Raw genomic sequence first — 14,136 nt, forward strand, 5'->3', positions numbered from 1 at the left:
GGTGGATCGCCGGCGTGGCGATCAGGTTCGCGCGTGAACCGCGTCGCCATCCACCGGGATGGGCGCGTCACGATGCCGCACGATCACATTGGCCTGGTCGCGAAAACGCGCGGCAAGCGCCTCCGCGATGAACACCGAACGATGCTGTCCGCCCGTGCATCCGACCGCAACGGTCAGATAGCTGCGGTTGTCATCGCGAAAACGTGGCAGCCATTTGCCGACGAACGCGCCGATGTCCTCGATCATCTCGCCGACCAGCGGCTGCGCCGAGAGAAAGTCGATGATGGGCTTGTCGCGGCCGGTGAAGGGGCGCAGCTCGCGGTCGTAGTAGGGATTGGGCAGGGTCCGGACGTCGAACACGAGATCGGCGTCGAGCGGCACGCCGCGCTTGAAGCCGAACGATTCGAACATCAGCGTGAGATCGGCCGCGTCGGTTTCGACGAAGCGCTTGACCCATGCGCGCAGCACATTCGCGCGCAGATTGCTGGTGTCGATCTGATGCCCGTACTCCGCGAGGCCGGCGACCAGTTCGCGTTCGCGCTCGATCGCCTCAGCCAGCGAGTTCAGCAAGCCGACGTCGGCTTCGCGCATCGGCGGACCGGACAGCGGATGACGCCGGCGTGTTTCGGAAAAGCGCTGGATGAGCGACTGCGTGCTCGCGTTCAGGAACAGCACGCGCAGGTCGTATTCTGCCGAGAGCGTGTGGATGATGCTGGGGACTTCATCGAGCGAAAGGCTGGAGCGCGCGTCGATGGCGACGGCCAGGCGGGTCTGTCCTTCCTTCGCGAGATGGGCGGCAAGTTCGGGCAGAAAACGGGGCGGCAGGTTGTCGACGCAGTAGTAGCCGCCGTCTTCCAGCGCGTTCAAGGCAACGGACTTGCCGGAACCGGAGATGCCGGTAATCAGGATGATACGCATGGGAATCGGCTCGTTCGCTTAATCTTAGCACCTGCTCTTGATTCGAATCCGGGCGCGAAATGATCGCTGCGCTCGCTGCAATCTACGTTACGCGACCGCCTCAGATCAGCTTGCCGGGAAACTGGCTGTCCGGATCCTGCATGGCGAGCCGCTGACGATCCATGAAGTCGCGCAAGGTATCGATGCCGCGCAGTTGCAGGATCGTGTTGCGCACCGCGGCTTCCACCAGCACAGCAAGGTTGCGGCCTGCTGCCACCTGGATGGTCACCTTGCTGATCGGCAGGCCGAGGACGTCGACGGTCTGGCTCTCCAGCGGCAGGCGCTGGAATTCACCGTCAGGACGGCGCACCAGCTGCACGATCAGCTTCAGTTTCATCTTCCGGCGCACGGCGGTCTCGCCGAAGATGGTCTTGATGTCGAGCAGGCCCAGACCGCGCACTTCGAGCAGGTTCTGCAACAGCGGCGGGCAGCGGCCCTCGACGAAGTCCGGGCCGAGCCGGACGAAATCGACGGCGTCATCCGCCACCAGGCCGTGACCGCGGCTGATGAGCTCTAGGCCCAGTTCACTCTTGCCGAGACCGGAGTCGCCGGTGAGCAGCACGCCCATCCCGAGGATGTCGATGAACACGCCGTGCAAGGTCGCGCGCGGCGCGAGGATGCGCGACATGTAGGCGCGCAGGCTGTCGATGACCGCCGCCGCCGACATGCGCGTCGTGAATAGCGGCGTCGACGAGCGCGTGCAGCGCAGGACCAGTTCGGGCGGCGCGCCGACTTCGCCCGCGACGACCAGGAACGGCGGTTCGAGCGCGATCAGTTCGGCCATGTGGCGCGAACGGTCTTCGTCGGATTGGCGCTGGTAGTAGTTGATCTCGGCGTCGCCGAGCACCTGGATGCGGTTCGGGTGGATCAGGTTCAAATGGCCGACGAGGTCGGCGCTCGACGTCGCGTTCGCTACGGTTTCGCTCGAGAAACCGCGCTCCCAGCCTTCATGCCCCGTGAGCCAACTGAGCTTCAGAGTGGCGGCGTTGTCGTCGAAAATGCTTTGGGCGTTGATGCTGGACGTATCCATGAGGCCGGAACTCCGTTGGAAGCCGGGAGCAGCCTTCGCTTGACGACGAAGCGGGTTGCTTCGATACGCCGCATGGCGCTGCTTTTGACCGATTGTGCCCCAGAAGCCTGACGTAAGCGAGGCGCGTCCAATGCAGGAGCGGGACGGACGCGAACAGGACGGACACGCTCTGGACGCGGATCCGCCCGGGTCGTGCGGCTATTACGGTTGCCACTGCGTGAGCACTTGATAGAGCGCTTCACGATTTTCTTCCTTGTGCAGACGCTCGCGCGCCTCGCTGTCGGAGAGCAGTTGCGCGATCTCCGAGAGAATTTCCAGATGCTGCTGGGTGGCCTGTTCGGGCACGAGCAGGAAGATCAGGAGGGAGACCGGCTGGCCGTCGGGGGATTCGAACGCGACGGGTTCGGACAGGCGCACGAACGCGGCGAGCGGCTGCTTGAGTCCCTTGATGCGGCCATGAGGAATGGCGACGCCTTCGCCGAGGCCGGTCGAGCCGAGTCTTTCACGAGCGAAGAGGTTGTCGGTGACGATACTGCGGGCGATACCGTTCTGATTTTCGAAGATCAGGCCCGCTTGCTCGAATACACGTTTCTTGCTGGTAACGGACAGTCCGAGAACGACGTTCTCGATGGGAAGAAATTTGGCTAAACGATTCATGTTGGCAGGCTGATGCGTGGCCTGAAAGCTCCTCATCGTGGCTGCTGTCTGAAAGCGCTCACGGCGATGTGAAACAAAAAGTGCGCTGACGGCGGTTCCCTGCAGCGTGCCTGTCGTGTGGCCCCGAAAAATTACCGGACCATTATAGAACAGGCCTTACTGCGATGGTGCGCCGCGCAAACGTACGGTTGGCGATCCAATGTGCAGTACAAAACACTGAAAATCAATGGCTTGGGCGAATCACAGCCAAAATGCAACAAAAAAGCCGCCAGGCAAGGCGGCTTCTGTTCGATGCAACTCCGTCAGGCGCGTGTCAGCAGATTCGAGGTTTTCCTCCAAATGCACCCGCCGTCGTTCGGGCGGCGGGCCTGCGGTGCATCGATCAGTCTTACGGCGACGGCGCCTCGATGCTCTGCGGCTCCGCGTGGTACTTCACTGATTCATGCGCGTGGCCCTGGATCTTGTCCTTGTGCTTGATGACCTGGCGGTCGAGCTTGTCGACCATCAGGTCGATAGCCGCGTACATATCAGCGTCACAACTCTCGATGAAAATGTCCTTGCCCTTGAGGTGCAGGTTGATTTCCGCCTTTTGGCGCTTGTCCTTTTCCCTATGATTGTCGACCGAGAGGACAACGTTGCCGTCGATAACTTGATCGAAATGACGGAGCACCCTGTCCAGCTTCGTGATCACGTACTCGCGCAACGCAGGCGTCAATTCGAGGTGATGTCCGCTGATCTTCAGATTCATAGTTGCTCTCCAAGCTAGTGGCCGTATGCCACGAAGCTCGTCCGATGCCGGTCGCGGTGCGATCCCTCAGCGCTTCAACAGAATGCGCTTGAAAAACGGGTCGCATCGGCCGGCTCGTGCGCGCGTTCGCGGGACGGCCGGTCAACGTCCATCGCAATATGCAATGGACTACAGAGACGGGTCATAGAGACTTGCGCAGATTCACTGCCGGAATTCGGAGCGCTTCGCGGTATTTCGCTACGGTGCGCCGCGCAACGACAAAACCTTGTTCCGCCAGCAATTCGGCGATGCGGCTGTCTGAAAGAGGAGTTTTGGGTTCTTCCGCTCCTATCAGTTGCTTGATGAGGGCCCGGATCGCCGTGGACGATGCCGCGCCTCCTGTGTCAGTCGAGACGTGTGAACCGAAGAAGTACTTGAACTCGAGCGTCCCGAACGGGGTGAGCATGTACTTCCCGGTGGTCACACGAGAAACCGTCGACTCGTGTAAACCCAGCGTATCAGCAATCTCCCGCAAAACCAAGGGGCGCATGGCGATTTCGCCATGTGCAAAAAAGTTCTTCTGACGCTCGACAATAGCCTGCGCAACACGCAGGATCGTCTCGAATCTTTGCTGAATATTCTTGATCAGCCAGCGCGCTTCCTGAAGCTGTTGCCGCAGCGATCCGCTGCCCGGATCGCCCCGGTTGTTGCGCAGGATATTCGCGTACAAATGATTGATGCGCAGCTTCGGCACGATCTCCGGATTCAGCTCGGCCGTCCAGCCGCCGGTGGTCTTCCTGACCAGGATATCCGGCACCACGTAGTCCGCTTCGCTCTTGCCATACGCCGCGCCCGGAAACGGCTCCAGCGACTTGATCAGCACGTGCGCGTCGCGCAGGGCGTCGTCGCTGGCCTTGAGCTGCTTGCGCAGGCGCGTGAAGTCGCGCGCGGCGAGCAATTCGAGATGGTTCGTGACGATGTCCAGCGCCAGCGTCCGCGTAGGTGACGCTTCGAGCCGCAGCAATTGCAGCTTCAGACATTCCGACGCCGACCTTCCACCGACGCCCGACGGATCGAAACTCTGCAGCAACGCGAGTGCCGCGCTCAGTTCGTCGACTTCGACTTCGAGTTCTTCGGGCAGGTCGGCCTGGATTTCGTCGAGCGATGAAGTCAGATAGCCGTCTTCATCGAGCGACTCGATCAGGAACGTGATCAACGCGCGATCCCGCTGATTCGCCGAAGTCATGCGCAACTGCGCGGTCAGGTGGTCGCGCAGCGTGGTGGTGGATTCATGGATCTGCAGCGGCGGGAGATCGTCGTCGTCCGAGGCGTTGCTCGCGCGGCCGTAGTCTTCCAGGTTCCACGAACTCGTATCCGTACCGCCGTCCGAGCCCATGCCGTTGTACTCGTCGACACCCTGAGGCTCGCTGTTTTCCGAGCGTTCGGAACTGGAGGTGCTGGAGGACGAGCCGTTGCTCATCATCGAGTCGCCGGGCGCGCTGGAGGACGCGGGCGCTGCGATCAGCGAACCGTCCGCCGCCACCCGCAGCGGGCTGGCGATCCAGTCGTCTTCGTTCTCGAGGAGCGGGTTCTGGGAGATCGCCATGGCGACCTCCTGCTGCAATTCGAGCGTGGACAACTGCAGCAGCCGGATCGACTGCTGCAGTTGCGGTGTCAGCGCAAGATGCTGCGAGAGGCGGAGTTGGAGGCTGGCTTTCATGGCAAGGTTTTCTTCATTGTAGAGAGTTTGCCACGCGCGCGAAACCTCGCGGCGAATCCAGAATGACGCGTGCCGCCCCGAGGGCGGCACGTAAGTTTTGCTGCTTGCGCTTCATGCTGCGCACGTGATGCGGTCACATGCGGAAGTGTTCGCCGAGGTACACGCGCCGCACGTTCTCGTTCTCGATGATCTCGCTCGGCGCACCGGCCGCGAGCACGCTGCCGTCGCTGATGATATACGCGTGATCGCAGATGCCGAGCGTTTCACGGACGTTGTGGTCGGTGATCAGCACGCCGATGTTGCGCTGCTTCAGGAACTTCACGATCTTCTGGATTTCCAGCACGGCGATCGGATCGACGCCCGCGAACGGCTCGTCGAGCAGGATGAAGCTCGGGTTGGTTGCGAGCGCGCGTGCAATTTCCACGCGCCGGCGTTCGCCGCCCGACAGCGACAGCGCCGGGTTCTCGCGCAAATGCGCGATCTGCAGTTCGTCGAGCAGGGCTTCGGCGCGCTGCGAGATGGCGTCCTTGGACAGGCGCTTGCCGGACTCGTCGGTCTGCAGCTCGAGCACCGCACGAATGTTCTGCTCGACCGTGAGCTTGCGGAACACCGATGCTTCCTGAGGCAGATACGACAGGCCAAGATGGGCGCGCTGGTGAATGGGCAGCAGGCTGATCGAGTTGCCGTCGAGGTCGATTTCGCCGGCGTCGAGCGGCACCAGGCCGACGATCATATAGAACGAAGTCGTCTTGCCCGCGCCGTTCGGCCCGAGCAGGCCGACCACTTCGCCGCTCTTGACGTCGAGTGACACGTCCTTGACGACGGTGCGCGAGCCGTAGCGCTTCTTCAGATTGCGGACGACGAGCGAACTCGACTGGCCTTCCGGCTGACGGTGGGGCATGGCGGGCGCGTTCACTGCTGCGGCGTTCCTTGAATGGTGTTCGACGGCGTCAGCGTGGCCGGCGGGCCGTTCAGCGGCGCGGCGCCGCCGGAGCGCGGCGCGAGCATGGCGCGCACGCGGCCGCTCGGATTGCCGGGTCCCGCGACGTCCTTGCCGGCGCTCGCCGTGTAGAAGTCCTTCTGGCCGTCATAGGTGATGACGCTGCCGTGCACCTCGTCCTGTACGTTCGTCAGGCCTTGCAGGCGGCGCACGGTGGCGCGCGTCGTGAGTTTCGTGAAATCGTTCTTGCCGTCGTAATCGATGCGCACCGCGTTGCCGTCGATGTACTCGTTCACGCCGTCGCGCTTCTGGCGGAAGTACGAAAGATTGTTGCCCGTGGAGGTGCCGGTGGCGTACTGATACCCCTGCGGATCCTGCGTGACCTCGACGCGGTCGGCCTTGATGACGATCGTCCCTTTGGTCGCGACGACGTGGCCGGTGAAGATGTTCTTCTGGTTGAGGTCGTCATACGACATGTTGTCCGCTTCGATGTTGAGCGGCTTGTCCTGGTCGGCCTTTTCCGCGTGCGCGGGCGCTGCCGTCAACGCGATCAAGGACGCGAGGGCGGCGCTCAGCACGGCGCCCGGGAGTCGCGGGAAACGCGAGAAGGGGCGCACGATGCTGCGCGCGTGCGTGGCGCGCGCGGGGCCGCCATCAGGACGGGGGAACCTTTCGTTCATGCAGTCACAATTCGGATGGGAGTGCCGGGTCACTTGGAAGCGCCGCCCTTGATGTCCGAGGCGGCGATAGAGCCGCGCACGTTGCCGAAGAGCTTCATTTCCCGGGTCACGTTGTTGTAGTTCATGCCATCGGCCGTCATTACGGACGGGCCGCGCTGAAGTCTAACCGGTTTTTCCGTTTCGATGACATCGTCGTTCACCAGCACGCGAAAATGCTGCGAATCCGCCTGCATCTGCGGATCTCCGTAACCAGCGACGCGCAAGATGCGGGCATTGTCATAGAGATTGACGACCGAGACGTCGCCGTTCACCGTGCCGCGCTGCGCGGTGGCCGTGACCGTCGGCTTCTGCGGCTGGAACATGCGCAGCGCGGGCAGCGTCAGGTCGCTGATTTCGTCGTCTTCATAGTGAACCATCGACTTCGCCGTCAGACGATATTGCGTCGAGCCGGTGGCGTCGAGTTCGGAGACCGAGAAGTTGTTCGCGAAATAATCGGGTGTATGGCGCTTCGGCTGTTCCGGCGCTTGCGCCGCCGGCGGCAGCGTGGCCTGCAACAGCCAGTACGTGACACCCGCGAGCGCGGCCATCGCGAGGAGCGGCAGCAGCGAGGCGAGTTTTCCTGGGCGCTGCATGACGTCAGCCCCCGAGCGCCGCGGCGAGCAGGTCGTCGTAGCGGTGTTGCGCGCGCAGGATGGCATCGCAGACTTCGCGCACCGCGCCATGGCCGCCGCGCGACTGCGCAACCCAATGCACGCGCTGGATCACGTCCGGATGCGCGTTCGCCGGCGCGGCTGCGAAGCCGCAGCGGCGCATCACCGCGAGATCCGGCCAGTCGTCGCCCATGTAGCCGCAGTCGCCCGCCGGGATGCCGGTCTTCTCGAGCAGTTCAGCCAGCGCGACCGTCTTGTCCGCCACGCCCTGATACAGATGCGTGATGCCCAGTTCCTTCGCACGCGCCGCGACGATGCCGGACTGGCGTCCCGTGATGATCGCCGTCTGCACGCCGACCGACTGCAGCATCTTCACGCCGTGGCCGTCGAGCGAATTGAACGACTTCATCGCGTCGCCCTCGGCGGTGAAGTAAAGACTGCCGTCAGTGAAGACGCCGTCGACGTCGAATACCATCAGACGGAGGCGGCTGGCGCGCTCGGCGGCGCTTGCGCCGGCCGACGGCATGGAAGACGGCTGCTGCGCCATCAGATCACCTTCTTGGAAAAGAGGTCGTGCATGTTCAGTGCGCCGATCAGCGTCGCATCGGCGTCGACGACCAGCATCTGATTGATGCGATAACGCTCCATCAGTTCCACGGCCTCGACCGCGAGATGATCCGGCGCGATGGTCTGCGGGTTACGGGTCATGACATCGGCGATGCGCAGCGAACGGAAATCGCCGTCGCGTTGCAGGATGCGGCGCAGGTCGCCGTCCGTGAAGATGCCGTGCACGCGCTGCGCGCCGTCGATCACGGCGGTCATGCCCATGCGCTTGTCCGTGATCTGGAACAGCGCGTCCGAAACGGTTGCATCGAGCGAGACCCGGGGCACTTCGTCGCCGGTGCGCATGACGTCGCGCACATAGGTCAGCAGCCGCCGGCCGAGTGCGCCGCCCGGATGCGAGCGCGCGAAGTCCTCGGGGCCGAAGCCGCGCGCGTCGAGCACGGCGACGGCGAGCGCGTCGCCGAGCGCCATCGCGGCGGTGGTGCTGGCGGTGGGCGCGAGATTCATCGGGCACGCTTCCTTGTCGACGCGTGCGTTGAGATGCATGTCCGCCAGTTGCGCGAGACTCGATTCGGGACGGCCGGTGATGGCGATCAGTTTTGCGCCAAGACGCTTGATGAGCGGCAGAATCGCAACGAGTTCTTCCGTTTCGCCGGAGTTCGACAGCGCGATGAAGATGTCGTCGGCGGTGACCATGCCGAGGTCGCCGTGGCTGGCTTCGGCCGGATGCACGAAGAAGGCGGGGGTGCCGGTGCTGGCGAGCGTCGCAGCGAACTTGCGCGCGACATGGCCCGACTTGCCGATGCCCGACACGACCACGCGGCCGCGGCAGCCGAGCAGGACTTCGACCGCGTTGATGAAGTTTTCGTCGAGAAGAGGAGAGAGGCCGCGAACGGCGTCGGCTTCGATCTGAATTACATCGCGAGCCAGCGCCAGCGCCCGGTCGCCATTGATTTTCGCTATCATGCGCGGAGTATAGCAAAGGCGATTCTCTGCCGCGCCGCCCGGCGCGCCGCGCGCCGCCGCCTATCCGCCCCCGCGAGTCCGGCCGTCCCGGGCTCTTCCAAGACGCCGCAGCGCAAGGTCGCACGCGCTGCCGCACACTGCCGAACGAGGACGCTAGACGGATGATTTCTCCGCTCGAAATGACGTTGCTGCTGCTGCTGTGTTCAGTGGCGGGCGTCGTGGTATTTCGCTATTTCAACCTGCCGCCGATGCTCGGCTATCTGACGGTCGGCATCATCGTGGGCCCGCACGCGGCGGGTATCGCGCCGGATACGGACCGCGCGCAGCACCTCGCCGAATTCGGCGTCGTGTTCCTGATGTTCTCCATCGGGCTCGAGTTTTCATTGTCGAAATTGCGCTCGATGCGGCGCATCGTGTTCGGCCTCGGCGCGAGCCAGGTCGGGGCCACCATCGCGCTGGCCATGATCTTCGGCTGGATCGCGCATTTCTGGATCGAGATGTCGTGGGAGGCGAGCTTCGCGCTGGGCGGCGCGCTGTCGATGTCGTCCACGGCGATCGTCAGCAAGCTGCTCGCCGAGCGGCTCGAACTCGAATCGGAGCACGGCCGCAACATCTTCGGCGTGCTGCTGTTCCAGGATCTGGCCGTGGTGCCGCTGCTCATCATCATCGCGGCGCTCGGCAACGGTAACTCGTCCCAGCTGGCGATGTGGCTGGGCATCGCGGCGGTGAAGATCGTCGTTGCGCTGACCGTGCTGCTGTTCATCGGCCAGAAGTTCATGACGCGCTGGTTCGACCTGGTCGCGCGGCGCCGCTCGCAAGAGCTGTTCATGCTGAACCTGTTGCTGGTGACGCTCGGCGCGGCCTTCATCACCGACAAGTTCGGGCTGTCGCTCGCGCTGGGCGCGTTCATCGCCGGGATGCTGATCGCCGAGACGCCGTACCGGCATCAGGTGGAAGAAGACATCAAGCCGTTCCGCGACGTGCTGCTGGGCCTGTTCTTCGTGACCACCGGCATGCTGCTGAACCCGCGCGTGATCTGGGAGCATCCGTTCCTGGTGCTCGGCTTCTTCGTCGTGCCGATCCTGCTCAAGGCCGTGATGATCACTGCGCTGTCGCGCGCGTTCGGCGCGCCGCAGGGCGTCGCGATGCGCACGGGTCTCGGTCTGGCGCAGGCGGGCGAATTCGGCTTCGTTCTGCTGAACCTGATCCTGGATTCGCATCTGGTCGACTCCACCATCCTCCAGGCGATCCTCGCCGCGATGCTGCTGTCCATGCTCGCCGCGCCGTTCATCATCCAGAACGCCGACCGCATCGTGCTGCGGCTGTCATCGACGGAGTGGATGCTGCAATCGTTGCAGATGACCAAGATCGCGACGCAGAGCCTCAAGCAGAGCGGCCACGTGATCATCTGCGGCTACGGCCGGGCCGGGCAGAATCTCGCGCGCATGCTGGAGCAGGAAGGCATCTCGTACGTGGCGCTGGACCTGGATCCGGACCGTGTGGCGGCGGCCGCGGCGGCGGGCGAATCGGTCGTGTTCGGCGACGCCGGGCGGCGCGAGTCGCTGCTGGCGGCGGGTCTGCATCGTGCTGCGACGGTGGCGATCACGTATGCGAACACGCCGTCGGCGATGCGCGTGCTGCACAACATCCATGAGCTCGCGCCGACCTTGCCGGTGATCGTGCGCACCGTCGACGACGCCGATCTCGAGAAGCTCACGGCCGCGGGCGCGACTGAGGTGATTCCGGAGATCGTGGAGGGCAGCCTGATGCTGGCGTCGCACACGCTGGTGCTGATGGGCGTGCCGATGCGGCGCGTGGTGCGGCGCGTCGAGGAAATGCGCGACGCGCGCTACAGCCTGCTGCGCGGCTACTTTCACGGCGCCGACGATGCCGACGACGACGATGGCCACGAGCAGGTCCGGCTACAATCCGTACCGATCGACGCGAACTCGGAGGCGGTCGGCCATTCGCTCGACGATCTGGGGCTGGTCGGCCGCGGGGTCGAGGTGACCGCGATCCGGCGCCACGGCATCCGGGGTGTCGCGCCCGATCCCGAAACCAAGTTGCGCGCCAATGACATCGTCGTGCTGCGCGGCCTGCCCGAAAAGCTGGCACAGGCCGAGGAACGGCTCTCGCGACATCGCCGGGCGGCGTAATTTCCTTTTGTTGTTCCTTTCTGTCACGGGCGAGCGCGGCCTCACGGCGCGAACACCGGAGAAACCATGTCCATTTCCTCTTCGAACGCCGAGCGCGACGCCGCGCGTTTCATCAAGGAGCGCGTGCGCACTGTCGAGAACTGGCCGCAGGCCGGCGTGCAGTTCCGCGACATCACGCCCGTGCTGCAGGACCGCCGCGCGCTGCGTACGCTGATCGACCTGTTCGTGCAGCGCTATATCGACGAGGACATCAATGTCATTGCCGGCATGGACGCGCGCGGTTTCATCATCGGGCCAATCCTGGCGTACGAGCTGAGCCTCGGCTTCGTGCCGATCCGCAAGCAAGGCAAGCTGCCGTACCGGACGCTGTCGCAGTCGTACGAGCTCGAGTATGGCCGCGCGACCGTCGAGATCCACGAGGACGCCTGCAAGCCGGGCGACCGCGTCGTGATCGTGGACGATCTGGTTGCCACCGGCGGCACGATGATGGCCGGCAAGATCCTGCTCGAACGGCTCGGCGCCGAAGTGGTCGAGGCGGCAGCGATCATCGATCTGCCGGACTTGGGCGGCTCGAAGCTCCTGCGCGACAACGGCGTGCCGCTCTACACCGTGTGCGAGTTCGGGGGACACTGACATGCCCCACTTCCTGCTGTTTCTCGCGGCCTCGGTGGCGATCACCGTTGCGCCGGGACCGGACAACCTGCAAGTGCTCGCGCGCGGCATCTCGCAGGGACGGCTCGCCGGAGTGGTCGCCGCGCTGGGCTTCGCCTGCGGCGTGCTGTTCCACACGACGCTCGCGGCGCTCGGCGTCGCCGCGCTGCTGCGCTCGTCGCCGCTCGCGTTCCAGGCCGTCAAGCTCGCGGGCGCGGCGTATCTGGTGTGGATCGGCATCAAGGCGTTGCGCAGCCATGGTCTCGCCAACGCGCATGCACGTCCGCGCCAGCCGCTTGCAACGGTCTTCCGCCAGAGCGTGATCGGCAATCTGCTGAATCCGAAGGTCACGCTGTTCTTCATCGTGTTCCTGCCGCAGTTCGTCGATCCGCACGGCGCGCAAAGCGTGATGCTGCAAATGTTCGAACTCGGCGGCGTGTTCATGCTGCAGACGGTGGTCGTGTTCTCGCTGTTCGGCATCGGCGCGGGCCTGATCGGCGCGTGGCTGGCGCGCCGGCCGCGCGTCGGCGTGTGGCTCGACCGCCTCGCCGGCGTGACCTTCATCGCGCTCGGCATTCGCGTCGCGCTGCGCGACTGACCCGCTTATTTCTCGCTCATGACCCTGCCCGCCATCCACGCGGCGCGCCGTTTCGACGCCGCCGCGCACACTCCATTCCTTATCGGCTCTGAACGAGTCGGCTGGATCCGCCATGCCGATGTCGCCGCGCTGCGCCGCTGGCCCGAAGTCTTCCAGTTCGACGCCGCCTCGGTACGCCTGCAACCCACGCTCGCCGATGTGAATTCACGCAGCGCGGCGCTCGGCGCGGTGATCGGCGCGCTGTACGCCGAAGGCAAGATTCCCGGCTGGCGCGACGAAACCTACGCGATCCGCAATGACTTCGACGCCGCGCCGCTCGCGTTCATCGAACGCGCGGCGTCGCGCTTCTTCGGCACGATGACCTACGCGGTGCATCTGAACGGCATCGTAAAATACGCGGACCGCGCGCCGGAACTGTGGATCGCGCGCCGCAGCGACACCAAGGCGACCGATCCCGGCATGCTCGATAACGTCGTCGCGGGCGGCATCGGCTGGGGGCTCGGTCTGATGCCGACGCTCGTGAAGGAATGCTGGGAAGAAGCCGGCATGAGCGCGGAACTCGCCCAGACGGCCGAGCCCGGCCGCACGCTGCACGTGCTGCAATCCCTGCCCGAGGGCACGCAGGCCGAACAGATCTTCGTCTACGACCTCTTGCTGCCGCCCGATTTCGCGCCGCGCAACCAGGACGGCGAAGTCGGCGAACACCGGCTCGCGCGCATCGGCGAAGTCGCGCGCTGGATAGAAGAGGGCGCGTTCACGGTCGATGCCAGTCTCGCCACGCTGGATTGCATGCTGCGCCGCCAGTGGATCGACGAGGACGCGTGCGAGGGCATCGCCGCGCTGTTCGCGCCGCCCGCCGCAGACCGCGCGCAGTGAACATCAAGAATCCAATGAACGAGGACAGGTCATGTCGACCGAACATAGCTTTTATCTGAAACTGTCGTGCCCGGATCGTCCGGGAATCGTCCATGCCGTGTCAGGCTTCCTGTTCAATCTCGGCGCCAATATCCTCGACTCCGCGCAGTTCGGCGACAGCCGCACCGGCGAATTCTTCATGCGCGTGCATTTCCAGGAAGTCGGCGGCGATCCGGGCATCGACGCGCTGCGCACCTCCTTCAGCACGCTCGCCGACGAGTTCGGCATGCGCTGGGAGCTGCATGACGCGTCAGTGAAGCCGCGCGTGGTCATCATGGTGTCGAAGATCGGCCACTGCCTGAACGACCTGCTGTTCCGCTATCGCACCGGCCAGCTGCAGATCGAGATTCCGGCGATCGTGTCCAATCACAAGGATTTCTATCAGCTCGCGGCGAGCTACGACATTCCGTTCCATCATCTGCCGCTGCTGAAATCGACGCCCGAAGGCAAGGCCGCGCAGGAAAAGCGCGTGCTGGAAATTGTCGAGCAGCACAACACCGATCTCGTCGTGCTCGCGCGCTACATGCAGATTCTTTCGCCCGAACTGTGCGACCAGCTCGCCGGCCGCGCGATCAACATCCATCACTCGTTCCTGCCGAGCTTCAAGGGCGCGAAGCCGTATTACCAGGCGTTCGACCGCGGCGTGAAGCTGATTGGCGCGACCGCGCACTACGTGACGTCGGATCTCGACGAAGGCCCGATCATCGAGCAGGAAGTGGAGCGCGTGGACCACAACATGACGCCGGAGCAACTGACGGCGATCGGCCGCGACGTCGAATGCGTGACGCTCGCGCGCGCGGTGAAGTGGCATGCGGAGCATCGCATCCTGCTCAACGGACACAAGACGGTCGTGTTCCGCTGATTCGTCCTCAGCCTCAGAAAGCACAACGCCCGCAAGAGTCAAGTCTTGCGGGCGTTGTCTTTT

At 64.2% G+C, this 14,136-nt stretch carries 15 protein-coding genes; 5 read left to right on the forward strand and 10 right to left on the reverse strand.

The features are described from left to right. Positions 1-21: 21 nt before the first annotated feature. From rapZ to kdsD, 10 genes are all read right to left on the reverse strand, one after another. Positions 22-918, reverse strand: a complete 897-nt coding sequence (rapZ, locus tag QCE62_RS01595; RefSeq protein ID WP_309807129.1) for an RNase adapter RapZ — start codon at positions 916-918, stop codon at positions 22-24. Positions 919-1,018: 100 nt separating this feature from the next. Further along, positions 1,019-1,987: an HPr(Ser) kinase/phosphatase gene (gene hprK / locus QCE62_RS01600; protein ID WP_061172712.1), complete on the reverse strand. Its 969-nt coding sequence runs from the start codon at positions 1,985-1,987 to the stop codon at positions 1,019-1,021. 201 nt (positions 1,988-2,188) lie between these two features. Beyond that, positions 2,189-2,644: a PTS IIA-like nitrogen regulatory protein PtsN gene (gene ptsN, locus QCE62_RS01605; RefSeq protein ID WP_309913543.1), complete on the reverse strand. Its 456-nt coding sequence runs from the start codon at positions 2,642-2,644 to the stop codon at positions 2,189-2,191. Between the two features lie 388 nt (positions 2,645-3,032). Beyond that, positions 3,033-3,392 carry a ribosome hibernation-promoting factor, HPF/YfiA family gene (gene hpf, locus QCE62_RS01610; RefSeq protein ID WP_309807131.1) on the reverse strand — a complete coding sequence of 120 codons (360 nt, stop codon included), beginning with the start codon at positions 3,390-3,392 and terminating at the stop codon, positions 3,033-3,035. 181 nt (positions 3,393-3,573) lie between these two features. Next, positions 3,574-5,091 (reverse strand): RNA polymerase factor sigma-54, encoded by a 1,518-nt coding sequence (locus tag QCE62_RS01615; RefSeq protein WP_309913546.1) that lies wholly within the window; start codon positions 5,089-5,091, stop codon positions 3,574-3,576. 133 nt (positions 5,092-5,224) lie between these two features. Continuing rightward, positions 5,225-5,992, reverse strand: coding sequence for an LPS export ABC transporter ATP-binding protein (gene lptB / locus QCE62_RS01620; RefSeq protein WP_309807133.1), 768 nt, complete (start codon positions 5,990-5,992; stop codon positions 5,225-5,227). Positions 5,993-6,003: 11 nt separating this feature from the next. Next, positions 6,004-6,711, reverse strand: coding sequence for a lipopolysaccharide transport periplasmic protein LptA (lptA, locus tag QCE62_RS01625; protein WP_309913549.1), 708 nt, complete (start codon positions 6,709-6,711; stop codon positions 6,004-6,006). A 29-nt stretch (positions 6,712-6,740) separates the two neighbouring features. Further along, positions 6,741-7,343, reverse strand: a complete 603-nt coding sequence (gene lptC / locus QCE62_RS01630) for an LPS export ABC transporter periplasmic protein LptC (RefSeq protein ID WP_309913552.1) — start codon at positions 7,341-7,343, stop codon at positions 6,741-6,743. Positions 7,344-7,347: 4 nt separating this feature from the next. Further along, entirely contained in the window at positions 7,348-7,887 is a 540-nt protein-coding gene (locus QCE62_RS01635; RefSeq protein WP_309919534.1) for an HAD family hydrolase, read from the reverse strand. Between the two features lie 20 nt (positions 7,888-7,907). After that, positions 7,908-8,891 (reverse strand): arabinose 5-phosphate isomerase KdsD, encoded by a 984-nt coding sequence (gene kdsD, locus QCE62_RS01640; RefSeq protein WP_309913555.1) that lies wholly within the window; start codon positions 8,889-8,891, stop codon positions 7,908-7,910. Between the two features lie 161 nt (positions 8,892-9,052). Here kdsD and QCE62_RS01645 point away from each other — a divergent pair, with 161 nt between their 5' ends. From QCE62_RS01645 to purU, 5 genes are all read left to right on the forward strand, one after another. Next, positions 9,053-11,047: a cation:proton antiporter gene (locus tag QCE62_RS01645; protein ID WP_309807137.1), complete on the forward strand. Its 1,995-nt coding sequence runs from the start codon at positions 9,053-9,055 to the stop codon at positions 11,045-11,047. 66 nt (positions 11,048-11,113) lie between these two features. Further along, positions 11,114-11,680, forward strand: a complete 567-nt coding sequence (locus tag QCE62_RS01650) for an adenine phosphoribosyltransferase (protein ID WP_309807138.1) — start codon at positions 11,114-11,116, stop codon at positions 11,678-11,680. 1 nt (position 11,681) lies between these two features. After that, on the forward strand, positions 11,682-12,296 hold the full coding sequence (locus tag QCE62_RS01655) for a LysE family translocator (protein ID WP_309913558.1): 615 nt from the start codon (positions 11,682-11,684) through the stop codon (positions 12,294-12,296). An 18-nt stretch (positions 12,297-12,314) separates the two neighbouring features. Continuing rightward, on the forward strand, positions 12,315-13,172 hold the full coding sequence (locus QCE62_RS01660) for a DUF4743 domain-containing protein (RefSeq protein WP_309913560.1): 858 nt from the start codon (positions 12,315-12,317) through the stop codon (positions 13,170-13,172). A gap of 31 nt (positions 13,173-13,203) precedes the next feature. Further along, positions 13,204-14,073 carry a formyltetrahydrofolate deformylase gene (gene purU / locus QCE62_RS01665; protein ID WP_309913564.1) on the forward strand — a complete coding sequence of 290 codons (870 nt, stop codon included), beginning with the start codon at positions 13,204-13,206 and terminating at the stop codon, positions 14,071-14,073. The last annotated feature ends 63 nt before the right edge of the window (positions 14,074-14,136 follow it).

This window comes from Caballeronia sp. LZ033, assembly GCF_031451265.1.
Taxonomy (GTDB): Bacteria; Pseudomonadota; Gammaproteobacteria; order Burkholderiales; family Burkholderiaceae; genus Caballeronia.